The organism is Streptomyces sp. a15 (assembly GCF_059026085.1).
Genome location: NZ_JBWLKM010000019.1, coordinates 119852 through 136825, shown reverse-complemented (window position 1 = coordinate 136825; position 16974 = coordinate 119852). Strand labels below are relative to the sequence as shown.

At 71.1% G+C, this 16974-nt stretch carries 12 protein-coding genes; 8 read left to right on the top strand and 4 right to left on the bottom strand.

The annotated features are described in order from the left end of the window. Positions 1–14: 14 nt before the first annotated feature. Positions 15–1580, bottom strand: a complete 1566-nt coding sequence (locus tag AC5P09_RS21385) for a CocE/NonD family hydrolase (protein ID WP_493875426.1) — start codon at positions 1578–1580, stop codon at positions 15–17. 124 nt (positions 1581–1704) lie between these two features. Beyond that, a complete protein-coding gene (locus AC5P09_RS21380) occupies positions 1705–2463 on the bottom strand; it encodes a hypothetical protein (RefSeq protein ID WP_493875425.1) in 759 nt (252 codons plus the stop codon). A 119-nt stretch (positions 2464–2582) separates the two neighbouring features. On the opposite strand from AC5P09_RS21380, the gene ggt reads away from it, so the two are divergent. Beyond that, entirely contained in the window at positions 2583–4382 is a 1800-nt protein-coding gene (gene ggt / locus AC5P09_RS21375) for a gamma-glutamyltransferase (protein WP_493875424.1), read from the top strand. Positions 4383–4385: 3 nt separating this feature from the next. Here the strand turns inward: ggt and AC5P09_RS21370 are convergent, their stop codons facing one another. Together AC5P09_RS21370 and map are read right to left on the bottom strand one after the other, a co-directional pair. Next, on the bottom strand, positions 4386–6932 hold the full coding sequence (locus AC5P09_RS21370) for an ATP-dependent Clp protease ATP-binding subunit (protein WP_493875423.1): 2547 nt from the start codon (positions 6930–6932) through the stop codon (positions 4386–4388). A gap of 184 nt (positions 6933–7116) precedes the next feature. Further along, positions 7117–7884, bottom strand: coding sequence for a type I methionyl aminopeptidase (map, locus tag AC5P09_RS21365; RefSeq protein WP_493875422.1), 768 nt, complete (start codon positions 7882–7884; stop codon positions 7117–7119). Positions 7885–7916: 32 nt separating this feature from the next. Here map and AC5P09_RS21360 point away from each other — a divergent pair, with 32 nt between their 5' ends. The 7 genes from AC5P09_RS21360 to hydA all read left to right on the top strand — a co-directional run bounded on the left by AC5P09_RS21360 (position 7917) and on the right by hydA (position 16970). Further along, a complete protein-coding gene (locus AC5P09_RS21360) occupies positions 7917–8168 on the top strand; it encodes a helix-turn-helix domain-containing protein (protein WP_266449899.1) in 252 nt (83 codons plus the stop codon). A gap of 156 nt (positions 8169–8324) precedes the next feature. Continuing rightward, positions 8325–10277, top strand: a complete 1953-nt coding sequence (locus AC5P09_RS21355; protein WP_493875421.1) for a hypothetical protein — start codon at positions 8325–8327, stop codon at positions 10275–10277. Positions 10278–10457: 180 nt separating this feature from the next. Continuing rightward, positions 10458–11300, top strand: coding sequence for a nitrilase-related carbon-nitrogen hydrolase (locus tag AC5P09_RS21350; RefSeq protein WP_493875420.1), 843 nt, complete (start codon positions 10458–10460; stop codon positions 11298–11300). Further along, entirely contained in the window at positions 11297–12583 is a 1287-nt protein-coding gene (locus AC5P09_RS21345; RefSeq protein WP_493875419.1) for an aspartate aminotransferase family protein, read from the top strand. Before AC5P09_RS21350 ends, AC5P09_RS21345 begins: the two co-directional genes overlap by 4 nt. Before the next feature lie 301 nt (positions 12584–12884). Beyond that, on the top strand, positions 12885–14468 hold the full coding sequence (locus AC5P09_RS21340; protein WP_493875418.1) for a PucR family transcriptional regulator: 1584 nt from the start codon (positions 12885–12887) through the stop codon (positions 14466–14468). Positions 14469–14623: 155 nt separating this feature from the next. Beyond that, entirely contained in the window at positions 14624–15466 is an 843-nt protein-coding gene (locus AC5P09_RS21335) for a nitrilase-related carbon-nitrogen hydrolase (protein ID WP_493875417.1), read from the top strand. 100 nt (positions 15467–15566) lie between these two features. Further along, positions 15567–16970 carry a dihydropyrimidinase gene (gene hydA, locus AC5P09_RS21330; RefSeq protein WP_266449905.1) on the top strand — a complete coding sequence of 468 codons (1404 nt, stop codon included), beginning with the start codon at positions 15567–15569 and terminating at the stop codon, positions 16968–16970. Positions 16971–16974 lie beyond the last annotated feature (4 nt).

The window sequence follows — 16974 nt, the reverse complement described above, 5'->3', positions numbered from 1 at the left end:
GCAGCAGCCGGAGATCACTGCTCGCGCAGCGGAATCGACACGTACGACGGGTCGGTGGCCGGCGAGGAGAAGGTCAGCTGCGCGCCGGACGGGTTGTGCTCGATGTAGAGCGGGTCGACCGTGTCGACCACCAGGGCCAGCCGGTGCCCTGCCGGGACGTCGTAGGCCGTGGAGAACAGCTCCAGGTCGACGTCGAACGGCTTCCCGGGCTTCTGCCCGTGGAAGGTGTACGGCGCGTTGCTGACCAGCTTGCCGAGGCCGAGCGGCCCCACGTCGTACAGGTAGGCGACGAGGGTGCCGCTCTCCTTGGTCGGAGTGAGAGTGGTGTGCAACTTCGCGGTGCCGCGCACCTGTTGGGCCTTGGTGTACTTCTCCGACTGCCACACGGCGGCCCAGCGGCGGGGGAGCAGGGGGATCGAGGCGACCGGGGGCAGCCGGGCGATCTGGTCGAGGATGCTGGACAGGAAGACCACCCCGCCGTTCGCCCCGGAGTCGACGTTCGCGCGGATCGTGGTCGTGCCGGCGAGGGCGATCTTCTTCCGCGTGGCGCCGACCGACTTCCAGTCCGGATAGCCCTCGTAGCCGCCCGTGGAACGGGACTTGAGCCGGACCGGCTGCTCGCGGTCGATGCCGTTGTCCTCGCCCCGGAGGTAGTGGTCGAACCAGCGCTCGGTGTCCGTCCACACGTCGTTGGGCAGCCCGAACAGGCCGGTGACCTCGGAGGTCGCGTGGTCGCCGGGGCGCAGCTCCAGTCTCTTGGGGCCGGTCAGCTTCTCGTAGAAGTCCGTGTACTGGTTGGGCGGGAAGACGGTGTCGCCCCAGGCGTTGGCCATCATGACGGCGGCGCCGTTCTTGTTCAGCTGGTCGACATAGGTCGCAGCGGAACGTTTCTTCCCCCAGGCGATCATCTCCGGCTCCTTCGCCAGGTTGGAGGCGTAGAAGTCGTCGAAGATCTGCCGGAGTTCGGCGCTCTGGCGGCCGGTGACCAGGCTGGCCCCGTCCAGCAGCCCGGCGGCCTGGACGTGCTGGGTGCGCCCCGAGTAGATCGAGGCGATCAGGTCGGCCCAGCCGCTGAGGGCGGCGACCGCCTTGACGCGCTTGTCGTGCGCGGCGGCGAGCAGGCTGATGCCGGCGCCGTACGAGAGGCCCGCCATGCCGACCTTCTGTGCGTCGGCCGGGGTGTTGGCGAGGGCCCAGTCGATGACCTTGGACGCGTCGGCCGTGTCGGGCGGGCCCGCGACTTCTATCTCGCCGCCCGACTGCCAGAAGCCGCGCACGTTGTAACTGACCACGACATAGCCGGAGTTCGCGAGCTTCTGAGCCTGGGCCAGATACTCGACCTGGGGCAGGCCCCAGCTCGTCGGCAGGACGAGCAGCGGGTAACGGCGGGTGCCGTCGGCGCCGGCGGGCGTGACGACGTTGGCCTTGAGGACCGTGCCGCCGTCACCGGCGATGTCGACGAAGCGGATGGCGGTCGTTGCCTGGGCGGCGGGGGCGAGCCCGAGGGCGCTGCCGGCGATCAGCGTCGCTGAGACGGCACCCACGGCGGTCGTACGCAGGGCCTTGCGATGGTTTCCCACGGGTCACTCCTCACCCGGTCACTCGTGTAAGTGCAAAGTGACCCGACGGTAACCTCGGCCTCTTACCGTAGGTAACCCGTCGGTAAGTTACATGGGAGTAACGATCGCTGGAATGTGCTGAAATCTAGGAGGCGCGGTGGGAGTTGCGCGGAACCGCCGGAGTGGGCAGGGGGGTCTGTGCCTCCCGGGTGACGTCCGCGACGAGTTCGACGACATCGGGGCCGTAGGCCTGCGAGTTGACGACCCTGAGCAGCAGGACGAAAGAACTGTTGCCGTGCTTGCGGGCCAGCCGCTCGTGGTTGCGTGCGAGGTAGCGGGTCGCGGCCTGGTTGGTGATCGCGCGCTGGCCGCAGAACAGGAAGACCGGCCGGATCGGGCCGGGTTGCCCGGCCGTCAGCCGTGCCAGCAGCACGTATTCGGACAGGCCGCTCTCCATGCGGTAGCGCTCACTGCCGATCTGGAACGCCAGCCGGTCCGGGCCCGGTTCCGGATCGGTGTTCACGCGTACCCCGGGCAGCATGGCGTGCATATGGGCCGCCATACGCCGGTTCGACCCCGGCCCGCCGATGCAGAACTCCGTCCGCTCCCCGAAGCCCTGCCGGGCCGCGTCCTGGGTGATCACCTCGGCGTGCGCGCCGCAGTCCTTGATGAGCGCGGCGAGTTCCAGCAGCGCGAACACGTCGAAGCGGTGCACCGCGAGGTCGGGGCTGCCCGCGTCGCGGTTCACCACCAGCAGCGACTCGGAGTTGTCGGGCAGCCCGAAGAATGCCTGCTTGCGGCGGAGCTTCCGCTTCCACAGGTAGGTCCTGGCCAGCCAGCCGAGCGCGGCACTGATGCCGGCGGCCACCACCCCCAGGACGATGTTGCGCACGTCGTCATTCATGGGCGCGCATGCTAGCGGGCGAACGCAAACCCGTGTTCGAAACAGGCCTGTTGAGGGTGTGCTGACGGGGGCATGGCGATCGCATAGGCTGCGCGAACGGTCTCTGACTGGAGGTTCGGATGCGTCGCCCTGTCGTACGGAAACTGTCGGTCCTGGCGGTCTCGGCCGCCGTGGTTTCGGTAGGGGCGGCCGCGCCACCCGCCGCCGGGAGCACACCTGTCGAAAAGGTTCCGCTCGCTGTCGGCTACGGCGGCGCCGTGGCCAGCGTCGACGCGGACGCCTCCGCCGCCGGCATCGAGGTCCTGAAGAAGGGCGGCAACGCCGTTGACGCCGCCGTCGCCACGGCCGCCGCGCTCGGTGTCACCGAGCCGTACTCCTCCGGCATCGGTGGTGGCGGCTACTTCGTCTACTACAACGCCAAGTCCCGTACGGTGCAGACCATCGACGGTCGCGAGACCGCCCCGCTGACCGCCGACTCCGGCCTGTTTCTGGAGAACGGCAAGCCCCTCGCCTTCGCCGACGCCGTCAGCAGCGGCCTCGGCGTCGGTACGCCGGGCACGCCCGCCACCTGGCAGACGGCGCTCGACAAGTGGGGCAGCAAGAGACTCGGCAGCGTTCTCGAGCCTGCCGAGCGGATCGCCCGTGACGGATTCGTCGTCGACAGCACCTTCCGCTCGCAGACCGCCTCCAACGAGACCCGGTTCCGCTACTTCCCGGACACCGCGAAGCTGTTCCTGCCGAACGGACAGCTCCCCGTCGTCGGCTCGACCTTCAAGAACCCCGATCTCGCCCGCACCTACGCCGAGTTGGGCCGGAAGGGCGTCGGCGCGCTCTACCACGGCGACCTCGGCGAGGACATCGTCGACACCGTGAACAAGCCGCCGGTGGACCCCGCTTCGGGCTGGAACGCCCGCCCGGGCGAGCTGTCCGAGAAGGACCTCGCGGCCTACCGCGCCAAGCTCCAGGCGCCCACCAGGACCTCGTACCGCGGCCTCGGCGTCTACTCCATCGCGCCCTCCTCCTCCGGCGGCACGACGGTCGGCGAGGCGCTCAACATCCTCGAGAACACCGACCTGTCGAAGGCGAGCGAGGTCCAGTACCTGCACCGCTACATCGAGGCGAGCCGGATCGCGTTCGCGGACCGGGGGCGCTGGGTCGGCGACCCCGCCTTCGAGGACGTACCGACGAAGGAACTGCTGTCGCAGAAGTACGCCGACTCGCGGGCGTGTCTCATCAAGGACGACGCGGTGCTGACCAGCCCGGTGGCGCCCGGCGACCCGCGGAATCCGGCGGCCTGCGCCACCGGAGGCACCGCGGCGCCGACGACGTACGAGGGTGAGAACACCACGCACCTGACGGCGGCGGACAAGTGGGGGAACGTCGTCTCCTACACGCTCACCATCGAGCAGACCGGCGGCAGCGGCATCACCGTGCCCGGCCGCGGGTTCATCCTCAACAACGAGCTGACCGACTTCTCCTTCGCCCCGGCCAACCCGGCCGTCCACGACCCGAACCTGCCCGGTCCGGGCAAGCGGCCGCGGTCGTCGATCTCGCCGACGATCGTGCTGGACAAGCACGACAAGCCGGTGGTGGCGCTGGGTTCGCCCGGTGGCGCGACCATCATCACCACCGTGCTGCAGACCCTCACCCAGTTCCTCGACCGCGGGCTGCCCCTGGCCGACGCGATCGCCGCACCGCGAGCCAGCCAGCGCAACGCCGCCCAGACCGAACTCGAACCCGGGCTCTACGGCAGCGAGACGGCCAAGCAGCTGGAGGCCATCGGGCACTCCTTCAGGCTGAACCCGGAGATCGGCGCGGCGACGGCCGTACAGCGGCTGCCGGGCGGGAAGTGGCTGGCCGCCGCCGAGAAGGTACGACGTGGCGGCGGCTCGGCGATGGTCGTGTACCCGGCGCCGTAGCGATCACAGCTCAGGGGCGGGCGGCAGGTCCTCCGTACGGAGTGCGAGCCGCCCGTCCTCGACGTCCACCGTCACCCGGCCGCCCTCGGCGATCCGGCCGTCCAGGAGCAGCCGGGACAGCTGGTTGTCGACCTCGCGCTGGATGGTGCGGCGCAGCGGCCGGGCGCCGTACTCCGGCTGGTAGCCGCGCTCGGCGAGCCAGTCGACCGCCGGGTCGGTGAAGTCGACCGCGATGCCCTGCGCGTGCAGCAGCCGGCGGGTGCGCTCCAGCAGCAGGTTGGTGATCTTCCGCAGCTGCTCGGCGGTGAGTTGGCGGAAGACGACGATCTCGTCGATGCGGTTGAGGAACTCGGGCCGGAAGTGCTCCCGCAGCGGGCGCAGGATCTGCTCGCGCCGCGCCTCCTCGTCCGCCTCCGCGCCGCCGGGTCCGAACCCGATGCCCGCACCGCGCCGGGTGATCGCCTCGGAGCCGAGGTTGCTGGTCATGACGATGACGGTGTTGGTGAAGTCGACCGTGCGGCCCTGGGAGTCGGTCAGCCGTCCGTCGTCCAGGACCTGGAGGAGGATGTTGAAGACGTCCGGGTGCGCCTTCTCCACCTCGTCGAAAAGCAGGAGCGAGTACGGGTGCCTGCGCACGACCTCGGTGAGCTGGCCGGCCTCCTCGTGGCCCACGTACCCGGGCGGGGCGCCGACCAGCCGGCTGACCGTGTGCCGCTCCTGGTACTCGCTCATGTCCAGGCGGACCATGCGCTCCTCGCTGCCGAACAGGGCCTCCGCCAGCGCCCGCGCCAGCTCGGTCTTGCCGACGCCGGTCGGGCCGAGGAAGAGGAAGCTGCCGATGGGCCGGTCCGGGCTCGCGAGTCCGGCGCGGGACCGCATCACCGCGTCGGCGACCACCCGGACCGCCTCCTCCTGGCCGACCACCCGCTCGTGCAGATGCTCCTCCAGGCCGAGCAGCCGGTCCTTCTCCTCCTCGGTGAGACTGCTGACCGGAATCCCGGTCTGTCGGGACACCACTTCGGCGATGGCCTCCGCCGTCACCTCCAGGTGCTGCCCCTCGTCGGCCGCGCCGCCACCGCCGGCGGCCTCCTCGATCCGCTTCTTCAACTCGACGATGCGGTCGCGCAGTTGCATGGCCTGCTCGTACTGCTCGTCCGCGACCGCCTGGTCCTTGTCCCGGCCGAACTGCTCGAGCTCGTGCTCCATGGCCCGTACGTCGGTGCCCTTGGTCCGCGCCCGCAACCGTACCCGCGCTCCGGCCTGGTCGATCAGGTCGATCGCCTTGTCCGGCAGCCGGCGGTCGGTGAGGTAGCGGTCGGACAGCTCGACTGCGGCCACGAGGGCCTCGTCCGTGTAGCGGACCTGGTGGTGGGCCTCGTAGCGGTCGCGCAGTCCGCGCAGGATGTCGATCGCGTCCGAGGGGGTGGGCTCCGGCACCAGGATCGGCTGGAAACGGCGGGCCAGTGCCGCGTCCTTCTCGATCCGGCGGAACTCCTCCAGCGTGGTCGCGCCCACGATGTGCAGCTCGCCGCGGGCCAGTGCCGGCTTGAGGATGTTGCCGGCGTCCAGGGACCCGCCCTCGCCGCCGCCTCCCGCGCCCACGACGGTGTGCAACTCGTCGATAAAGACGATCAGTTGGTCGGAGTGGTCGCGGATCTCGCCGACGATGTTGTTCAGCCGCTCCTCGAAGTCGCCCCGGTAGCGGGTGCCCGCGACCACCCCGGTCAGGTCCAGGGCGACCACCCGCCGCCCGATGAGCACGTCCGGCACGTCGCCCTCGGAGATGCGCTGCGCGAGCCCCTCCACGATGGCGGTCTTGCCGACGCCCGCGTCACCGATGAGCACCGGGTTGTTCTTGCCGCGCCGCGAGAGCACCTCGATCGTCTGCTCGATCTCCTCGTCCCGCCCGATCACCGGGTCGATACGGCCCTGCCGGGCCAGGCCGGTGAGATCGCGGCCGTACTTGTCCAGGGTGGGCGTGCCGGTGGAGCGCGGCCGCTCGCTGCGGACCTGCCCGCCGTCCGAGGCCGCCTCGGGCGGCAGACCCGAGGGCGTGAAGCGGGCCGAGTTGAGGATGTGCCCGGCCGCCGAGTCCGGGTTCGCGGCGAGGGCGCTGAGCACGTGCTCGGGGCCGATGTAGCCGGCGCCGCGGGCCCGGGCCAGGTCGTGCGCGTCCAGCAGGGCGCGCTTGGCGGCCGGCGTCAGGGACAGCGAGGTCGGCGGCGGCACCTCGCCCGGCGGGTGCTGGACCGGGCCGGACCGCTCGTCGATCTCCGTGGCGAGGGAGTCGGGATCCGCGCCGGCCCGGCTGAGCAGGCTCCTGGTCGGTTCGGCGGACAGCGCGGCCCGCAGCAGATGCTGGGTGTCCAGGTCCCGGCTGCCGTGTTCGGCGGCGTACTGGGCGGCGCCCCGCACCAGTTCCCGGGCGGGCTGACTGAGCAGCCGCCCGATGTCGATCTGACGGGGACCGGGGCGCGGTCCGCCGAAGAAGCGGGCGAGGAATTCTCCGAAGGGGTCGTAGCCTTCTGAGCCGGTGAAGCCGCTGGTCATGGCGTTCCCATCCGGCGTCCCTGCGGGGCCCGGGACGCCCTCGCTGATCGACGTGCCGGGGTCGGGTAACCCGTGTGGCAGTCGGTTACACCCCGGGACGCACGCTCGTAGAACACCTTCGCACGAAGGAGGGGAGGGGGCACCTTCAGGGAAACCCGGGGGCTCTCTCCGGGTGCCCCGCCGCTCAGCGCGCCGTCAGGATCCGCGGCCCCGCGTCCGTGATCGCCACCGTGTGCTCCACGTGGGCCGCGCGCGAACCGTCGTTCGTCTTCAGGGTCCAGCCGTCCGGCGCCTCGTGGTAGCCGTCCGTGCCGCCGCCGATGAGCATGGGTTCGAGGGCGAGGACCATGCCGCGCCGCAGCGGGAAACCGCGCCCGGGGCGGCCCTCGTTGGGAACCGGCGGGTCCTCGTGCATGCGGCGGCCGATGCCGTGGCCGCCGAAGTCGTCCATGATGCCGTACCCCGCCGCCCGGCACACCGTGCCGATCGCGTGCGCGATGTCGCCGATGCGGTGTCCCACGACCGCCGCCTCGATGCCCGCCGCCAGGGCCCGCTCGGCCGTCTCGATCAGGCGGAGGTCGGCCGGACGCGGCCTGCCGACCACGAAGCTGATCGCGGAGTCGCCGGCCCAGCCGCCCAGTTCCGCACCGCAGTCGATGGAGACGAGGTCGCCGTCGCGCAGCCGGTAGGCGGTCGGGATGCCGTGCACGATCGCGTCGTTCACCGAGGCGCAGATGACGGCCGGGAACGGCGTGGTCGCGAACGAGGGCCGGTAGCCGAGGAAGGGCGAGCCGGCGCCCGCCGCGCGCAGTACGTCGTGCGCCACCTCGTCCAGCTCCAGCAGGGAAACGCCGACGTCAGCGGCCTGTCGTACGGCCGTCAGGGCTCGGCCGACGACCTGGCCGGCCTCGTACATGGCGTCGATGGATGTGTCCGTCTTCAGCTCTACCATGCCAATTACTATACCGGTATTACAATGACGGTATGGTACGCACCCCTCTCACCCCCGAAGAGCGCGAACGCGGCGAACGGCTCGGCCGGCTGCTGCGCGAGGCCCGCGGCGGTCGCAGCATGACGGAGGTCGCGGCCAGTGCCGGCATCTCCGCGGAGACCCTCCGCAAGATCGAGACCGGCCGCGCGCCGACCCCGGCGTTCTTCACGGTGGCCGCGCTCGCCCGCGCGCTCGCCCTGTCGATGGACGAGCTGGCGGGACTGTGCGCGCCGGCGGCCGTATAGTGCCGCAGCAACGGGCTTCTCGGGCAGTCTCCGCGCAACGGTCAAGATCGCGCAATGAGGGTCACGCACTGTCCCGGAAAACTGCCTGTAGCCGTCCTGTAACACGACTGGTGTTGCCTACGGACCGGAGTGCTCCGGTCTGGCGGGAGTTGGGCGATGACTCTGGATCAACTCCCGGCCCGGGTACGGGAGTTCGCGAACTACCTGGACAGTCTGCTGGCACGCCTGGACCAGGGCGCCGGCTGGTGCGGCGTGTTCTGGCAGCGCGACCCCGACGGTATGCAGGCCTGCCTCGACGGGCGTGAGATACCGCCCTGGGACGTCGTCGAGGCGCTCCTCCAGGACCTCGCCACGGAATACGGCCCCGCCGTCGCCGCCCCGGAGGCGGACCGCGCCCGCCCCCTGCACGCCGCCGCACTCGTCGCCCACGACGCCCGCCCCGGCGGCCGGGACGCCCTCGGCGACCGCTTCGACGTCATGCTCCGCGAACAGCGCTACGCCGCCGAACGACAGGCCGAACTGGGCCGGTTCCTCGCCTCCGCCACCACCCAGCAGGAGGCCGACGCCATCCGCCTCGACCTCGCCTGGGCCCGCGACGACCACGAACGCGCCACCCGCCGCTGCGCCGAACTCCGGGCGCGCATGGAGGACCTGGACCGGCGGTCGGTGGGCGGACAGGCGGAGGAGATCCGCCGCGGGCGGACGGCGCAGGGCGGCACCGTGTTCCGCGTCGACGACGGCGACACGGGGGCGGAGGGGCGCGGGGGACGCGGGGGGTACGGCTCGCCATCGGCCGGTCGTGACGGGTACGGCACCTCTTCGGACGGTCGTGGCGCGTATGGCGCGGGTGCGGACGGTCGTGGCGCGCAGGGCGCGGGTGCGGACGGTCGTGGCGCGTATGGCGCGGATTCGGGCGGGCGTGAGGAGTACGCCGCGCGGTCGGACGGGCGTGACGAGTACGCCGCGCGTTCCGACGGCCGTGACGAGTACGCCCCGCGTTCCGACGGCCGGGATGGGTACGGCGCCTCGTCGGGCGGTCGTGGCGCGCAGGGCACGGGTTCCCGTGATGCGTACCGTGACGAGTACGCCGCACATTCCGACGGCCGGCATGGGTACGGCGCGCCCTCGGACGGTCGTGACCCGTACGGCACGCGTCCGGACGGTCGTCACGAGTACACGGAGCCCACGGACCCTCGAAACACCTACGCCGAGTCCCCGGACGGGCACGATGCCCCGTACGGCGCCGGTTTCCCCCGCATGCCGCAGCAGCGCCACGCGCCGGACGCCGCCGCCACTGCGGCGGACAGCGAGTACGCCGAGTTCGACCGCCGGCCCGCCACCCCGGAACAGCCGGCCCCCGCTCCGCAGGAGGAGCCCGCTCCCACCTCCAAACAACGCAAGCGCCGCCGCGGCAGTGCCCGCTTCGCCGGGGTGGACGAGGAGGGGGCCGCCCCCGTCGTCGTACCGGACCTGCCCGTCGCGCCCGTCGCCACCCGCCGCACCCTGCGCGGGGCCCGGTACGCCGGGGCCGCGGAGACGGACGCGCGGCCGGAGCCGCAGACCGCCGAGCCGTCGGACGCGGCGGCCCGGCGCGAGAGTGCCGGGGCCGTGGAGCGGCTGGTGCGGCTGCGCGGTGAGGGCCGTAGCGGCGAGGCGCACGCCCTGCTCGCCGAGCTCGCGTACTGGCCCGCCGTCCGCTACCCGCTGCTCGCCGCCGAGATGCAGCGCGCCGGGCTCGGCGCCGACTGGGCGACCCTGCTGTGGGAGACCGCCTCACTGCCGCCCGACCGGCTCGTGGCCGTGGCCGACGCCCTGGTCGCCGCGGGGCGCGGCACCGACGGCGAGCAGGTCCTGCGGCAGGGCGTGGTGCGGCCCGCCGGCGAGATGGGCCAGGCCGTGCTCGCGCTGGTCACCGAGGGCCATCGCCGCGAGGCCCGCGCGCTCCTGGACGCGTACGTCCGCGTCCGCACCGCCGAGGAGGCCGCCCGCAGCGTAGAGCCGGACCCGCAGACCCTCGCCCCGCTTCTGCTGGAGGCGGCCCGGGGCGCCTCGGACGAGCTCCACCGGGACCTGGTCCACGCGTTGCGGGTCGCCGGCCACACCGCCTGAGACGGACCGAAGCCCCTGGCTGTCCGCCCCGTCGCTCACCCACAGGGGTGTGAAACCTGATCGACTCAGCGGGTTAACGACGATGGTCTTGGCAAGGCCGCCGGGGAGGCTTACGTTCGTGCCTCTACGGCCTGTGTCTACGGGCGTAGAGGCTCTGAGGTCCCGTCGAAGGAGCAGCTCATGGCCAACGTCGTACGCGCCGCCCTGGTCCAGGCCACCTGGACCGGCGACACCGAGTCCATGGTGGCGAAACACGAGGAGCACGCCCGCGAGGCGGCCCGCCAGGGTGCCAAGATCATCGGCTTCCAGGAAGTCTTCAACGCCCCCTACTTCTGTCAGGTCCAGGACCCCGAGCACTACCGCTGGGCCGAACCGGTGCCCGACGGACCGACCACCCGTCGTATGCAAGAGCTCGCCCGCGAGACCGGCATGGTGATCGTCGTCCCGGTCTTCGAGATCGAGCAGTCGGGCTTCTACTACAACACCGCAGCCGTGATCGACGCCGACGGCACCTTCCTCGGCAAGTACCGCAAGCACCACATCCCGCAGGTCAAGGGCTTCTGGGAGAAGTACTACTTCAAGCCGGGGAACATCGGCTGGCCGGTCTTCGACACCGCCGTCGGCAAGGTCGGCGTCTACATCTGCTACGACCGCCACTTCCCCGAGGGCTGGCGCCAGCTCGGCCTGAACGGCGCCCAGCTCGTCTACAACCCCTCCGCCACCCACCGCGGACTCTCCAACTACCTCTGGCGCCTCGAACAGCCCGCCGCCGCCGTCGCCAACGAGTACTTCATCGCCGCGATCAACAGGGTCGGCGTCGAGGAGTACGGCGACAACGACTTCTACGGGACGAGCTACTTCGTCGACCCGCGCGGGCAGTTCGTGGGGGAGACGGCCAGCGACAAGGAAGAGGAGCTCATCGTCCGCGACCTCGACTTCGACCTCATCGAGGAAGTACGCCAGCAGTGGGCGTTCTACCGCGACCGCCGTCCCGACGCCTACGAGGGGCTGATGCAGCCGTGACCAAGGACCTGCTGGGCCGCCACCGGTCCGTCCTGCCCGACTGGCTCGCCCTCTACTACGAGGACCCGCTGGAGATCACCCACGGCGAGGGCCGCTACGTCTGGGACGCCGAGGGCAACAAGTACCTCGACTTCTTCGGCGGCATCCTGACGACTATGACCGCGCACGCCCTGCCCGAGGTCACCAAGGCGGTGAGCGAGCAGGCCGGGCGGATCGTCCACTCGTCCACGCTCTACCTCAACCGGCCGATGGTCGAACTCGCCGAGCGCATCGCCCAGTTGAGCGGCATCCCGGACGCCCGCGTCTTCTTCACCACCTCCGGCACCGAGGCCAACGACACCGCCCTGATGCTGGCGACGACGTACCGCCGCAGCAACACGATCCTGGCGATGCGCAACAGCTACCACGGCCGCTCCTTCAGCTCGGTCGGCATCACCGGCAACCGCGGCTGGTCGCCCACCTCGCTCTCCCCGCTCCAGACGCTGTACGTCCACGGAGGTGTGCGCACACGCGGCCCGTACGCCTCGCTCAGCGACGACGACTTCATCGCGGCCTGCGTCGAGGACCTCACGGACCTGCTCGGCCACACCCGCCCGCCCGCCGCGCTGATCGCCGAACCCATCCAGGGCGTCGGCGGCTTCACCTCCCCGCCGGACGGCCTGTACGCGGCCTTCCGCGAGGTGCTCCAGGAGCGCGGCATCCTGTGGATCGCCGACGAGGTGCAGACCGGCTGGGGTCGCACCGGCGAGCACTTCTGGGGCTGGCAGGCGCACGGCCAGAACGGTCCGCCGGACATCGTGACCTTCGCCAAGGGCATCGGCAACGGCATGTCCATCGGCGGGGTCGTCGCCCGCGGCGAGATCATGAACTGCCTGGACGCCAACAGCATCTCGACCTTCGGCGGCACCCAGATCACCATGGCGGCCGGCCTCGCCAACCTGACGTACCTGCTGGAGCACGATCTCCAGGGCAACGCCCGGCGCGTCGGCGGACTGCTCATCGAGCGGCTGCGGGCCGCCGCGGCGCAGGTTCCGGCCGTACGGGAGGTGCGCGGGCGCGGGCTGATGCTCGGCATCGAGCTGGTCAGGCCCGGCACCGACGAGGCCGACCCGGCGGCCGCGTCCGCCGTGCTCGAAGCGGCCCGCGAGGGCGGACTGCTCATCGGCAAGGGCGGCGGGCACAACACCAGCGCCCTGCGCGTCGCCCCGCCGCTGTCCCTGACCGTCGCGGAGGCCGAGGAGGGCGCCGCGATCCTCGAGAACGCTCTGAGGAGCATCCATTGACGCCCGCACCTGCCCGAGGGCAGGTGATTCCGGTCCGTACCGCTGTGCGGTACCACCGCGGGTTCCTGTTTCACGGGCCTCTGCCGACCGGTGAGGGTCGGTCTTACGTGGCCTCCGCAGGCCTGACATCCCGCCCGCCCGGCGGTAGGTCGGACAACTCCGTTGTCCGACAAGGCGATTCTAGCCATGCGGCTGCGCCCCTTCGGGCCGCTGTGGGCAGGATGCCCTTCACCTCCACCCTGCAGGGTGGAGCACTGGGCAAGTGTTCGGTAGTAGCAGCCTGAACAAGGGAAACACCGCCATGACCACCGCCTTGGAGACCTGGGAGCCTGTGGAACCCGTGGAGCCGACCCTGTCGGTCCGGCAGGTCCTCGCCATGGAGCGGGTCCTCGCCGGTGAACCCGAGGTGGTGGCCGGGGCGAGTCAGCTGGACCGGGCCGTGCGCTGGGTGCACGTCGCCGAGGCCGCCGACGTCGGTGTGATGCTCAGCGGCGGCGAGATGGTCCTCACCACCGGAGTGCTGCTCGCCGGCGACGAGGGCGCGCAGGCCGAGTACATCCAGTCCCTGCACCGCGCGGAGGCCGCGGCCGTCGTGCTGGGCCTGGGACGGGCCTTCCCCACGCCGCCGGACGTGATGCGCCGGGCGGCCGAGCGGTGCGGGCTGCCGATGATCGTCCTGCACCGGCCCTTCCCCTTCGCCGAGTTGACGGAGGAGGTCCAGTCCCGGCTGGTGCGCAGGAAGTTCGCCGCCGTCAGCCTCTCCGAGTCGGTACGGACCGCGCTCACCGGACTCATCACCGCGGACGCCCCGCTGCACCGGCTGCTGGACGAGATCGCCCAGCACAGCGGCTGTCCCGTCGTCGTCACCAACCTCGCCCACCGCGTCCTCGCCACCGCGGGGGAGCGGCCGGCCGTGGACGACGTGCTGCGCGACTGGGAGCGCATCGCCCGCCAGGCCGGCGGCAACGAGGTCGACGGCTGGATCCGCGCGGAGCTGGCCGGACGGGGAGAGCGGTGGGGCCGGATCACGCTGTGCGGCTACCGCGGCGACACCGCCACTGGGCGACTGCTCGCCGACCGGGCCGCCGAGGCACTCGTGCTGCACCGCATGCTCGGCGGCACCTCCGCGCACAGCTGGGAGGAGCAGTCCGCGCAGAGCCTGCTGACCGACCTGGTCAGCGGGATCGTCCCGGCACGGCAACTGCTGCCGCGGGCCCGCGCGGCCGGACTCCCCGTCAACCGCCGCACCTTCGTCCCGCTGGTCGTACGCGACGGCGAACCGGACCAACTGGACCGCGTGCTGCGCATGTTGGGGATGCCCGGACTGGTCGCCGAGCTGGCCGACGGAGCCGTGGCCGTCCTGCTGAGCCTCGCCCGCGACCAGGACGCGACGGCCCTCGCCGCGCACTTCGCGGCCCGGCTGCGGACCGAGTCCGGATCCTCGAAGGCCGTGGTGGCGGCCGCCGACGAGCGCACCGCCTGGGACGACGTCCCCGCCGGGCTGCGCGAGGCCCAGCACGTCGCCGACGCCGTGGCGGACTCCTCGGCCGTCCTGGACCTCCCGGCCGTCGTACGCCTGAAGGACGTCCACCTGCGCGGTCTGATACGGCTGCTGCGCGACGACCCCCATGTGCAGTCCTTCGCGGAGCGCGAGCTGGACGGGCTGCTGTGCGGGGCCGGCGAGGACCTCCTCGCCGTACTGCGTACCTACCTCGCCAGCGGCCGCAACAAGTCCCGCACCGCCCAGCTCCACCACGTCTCCCGGCCGGCGCTGTACCGCCGGCTGGAGGCGATACAGGGCCGGCTCGGCGTCGACCTCGACGACTTCGAACAGGCCGCCTCGGTGCACATCGCACTCCTCGCACACGACGCGCAACAGGGCTGAAACATGCGACGACCTGGGAAAACGGTGGTGAAACATGGGCCCACGACAGGGTGACACGGTGGCACGCCGCGGGCCCGTAGACGTGACACCGTGCAACTCAAACCGGCCTATCGGACTTCTTAGGCTCCTCCCACACCGAGTGACCGGAGGTCCCGATGAGCACAGTGATCCGAGCCGCCCTCTTCCAGACCGCCTGGACCGGCGACAAGGAGTCGATGATCCAGGTACACGAACAGGCGGCCCGCGACGCGGTCGCGCAGGGTGCCCAAGTCCTGTGCTTCCAGGAACTGTTCTACGGACCGTACTTCTGCCAGGTCCAGGACAAGGCGTTCTACGAGTACGCCGAGCAGATCCCGAACGGCCCGATCGTCAAGCGCTTCCAGGCGCTCGCCAAGGAACTCGGCCTCGTCCTCATCCTGCCGATGTACGAGGAGGAGCAGCCCGGCGTCCTCTACAACACGGCCGCCGTGATCGACGCGGACGGCTCGTACCTCGGCAAGTACCGCAAGCACCACATCCCGCAGGTACCGGGCTTCTGGGAGAAGTTCTACTTCCGTCCCGGCAACAGCGGCTGGCCGGTCTTCGACACCGCCGTGGGCAGGATCGGTGTCTACATCTGCTACGACCGCCACTTCCCGGAGGGCTGGCGCGCGCTGGGTCTGGAGGGCGCCGAGATCGTCTTCAACCCGTCGGCCACCTCGCGCGGCCTGTCGGCCTACCTGTGGCAGCTGGAGCAGCCGGCCGCGGCCGCCGCCAACGAGTACTTCGTCGGCGCGATCAACCGGGTCGGCGTCGAGGAGTACGGCGACAACGACTTCTACGGGACGTCGTACTTCGTCGACCCGGAGGCCCAGTTCGTCGGCGAGGTGGCCGGCGACAAGGAGACCGAACTGGTCGTCCGCGACCTGGACCTGGCCAAGCTGCGCGAGGTCCGCGACCGCTGGCAGTTCTACCGCGACCGCCGTCCCGACGCGTACGGTCCGCTGACCGCTCCGTAACCGGGCCGGACACGTCCGCCGGTCCGGCGCACGGGGGGCCGGACCGGCGGCACCGACCGACCCGCACCACACCAGTGTTGAACACGGCAGGAGAGGGATCATGAGCAGCCGTACCGTCATCCGTGGTGGCCTCGTCGTCACCGCGTCCGACGAGATCCACGCCGACGTCCTGATCGAGGACGGCCGCATCGCCGCCCTGGCCGCCTCCGGCACCTCCGCCGCCGAGGCCTGGACGGCCGAGCGCACCATCGACGCCACCGGGAAGTACGTCATCCCGGGCGGGGTCGACGCCCACACCCACATGGAGCTGCCGTTCGGCGGCACCTTCGCCTCCGACACCTTCGAGACCGGCACCCGGGCCGCCGCCTGGGGCGGCACGACGACCATCGTCGACTTCGCCGTGCAGAGCGTGGGTCACTCGTTGCGCGAGGGGCTCGACGCCTGGCACGCCAAGGCCGAGGGCAACTGCGCCATCGACTACGGCTTCCACATGATCGTCTCCGACGTGAACCAGGACACGCTCAAGGAGATGGACCTGCTGGTGGAGGAGGGGGTGACCTCCTTCAAGCAGTTCATGGCCTACCCGGGCGTCTTCTACAGCGACGACGGCCAGATCCTGCGCGCCATGCAGCGCTCCGCCGAGAACGGCGGCCTGATCATGATGCACGCCGAGAACGGCATCGCGATCGACGTGCTGGTCGAGCAGGCGCTGGCCCGCGGCGAGACCGACCCCCGGTATCACGGGGAGGTGCGCAAGGCGCTGCTCGAAGCCGAGGCCACCCACCGCGCCATCAAGCTCGCGCAGGTCGCCGGCGCGCCCCTGTACGTCGTGCACGTCTCGGCGATGGAGGCAGTCGCCGAGCTGGCCAGGGCGCGCGACGAGGGGCTGAACGTCTTCGGCGAGACCTGCCCGCAGTACCTGTTCCTGTCCACGGACAACCTCGCCGAGCCCGACTTCGAGGGCTCGAAGTACGTGTGCTCGACGCCGCTGCGGCCCAAGGAGCACCAGGCCCACCTCTGGAAGGGCCTGCGCACCAACGACCTCCAGGTGGTCTCCACCGACCACTGCCCCTTCTGCTTCGTGGGCCAGAAGGAGCTCGGCCGGGGCGACTTCTCGAAGATCCCCAACGGTCTTCCGGGCGTCGAGAACCGCATGGACCTGCTCCACCAGGCCGTCGTCGACGGCCACATCTCGCGCCGCCGCTGGATCGAGATCGCCTGCGCGACCCCGGCGCGGATGTTCGGCATGTACCCGAAGAAGGGCACCATCGCCCCCGGCGCCGACGCGGACGTCGTCATCTACGACCCGCACGCCGAGCAGATCGTCTCCGCCGAGACGCACCACATGAACGTCGACTACTCGGCGTACGAGGGCAAGCGCCTCACCGGCCGCGTCGAGACCGTCCTCTCGCGCGGCGAACTCGTCATCACCGAGCGGGAGTACACCGGGCACGCCGGGCACGGCGTCTACACCCCCCGCTCCACCTGTCAGTACCTCAATTAGGAGC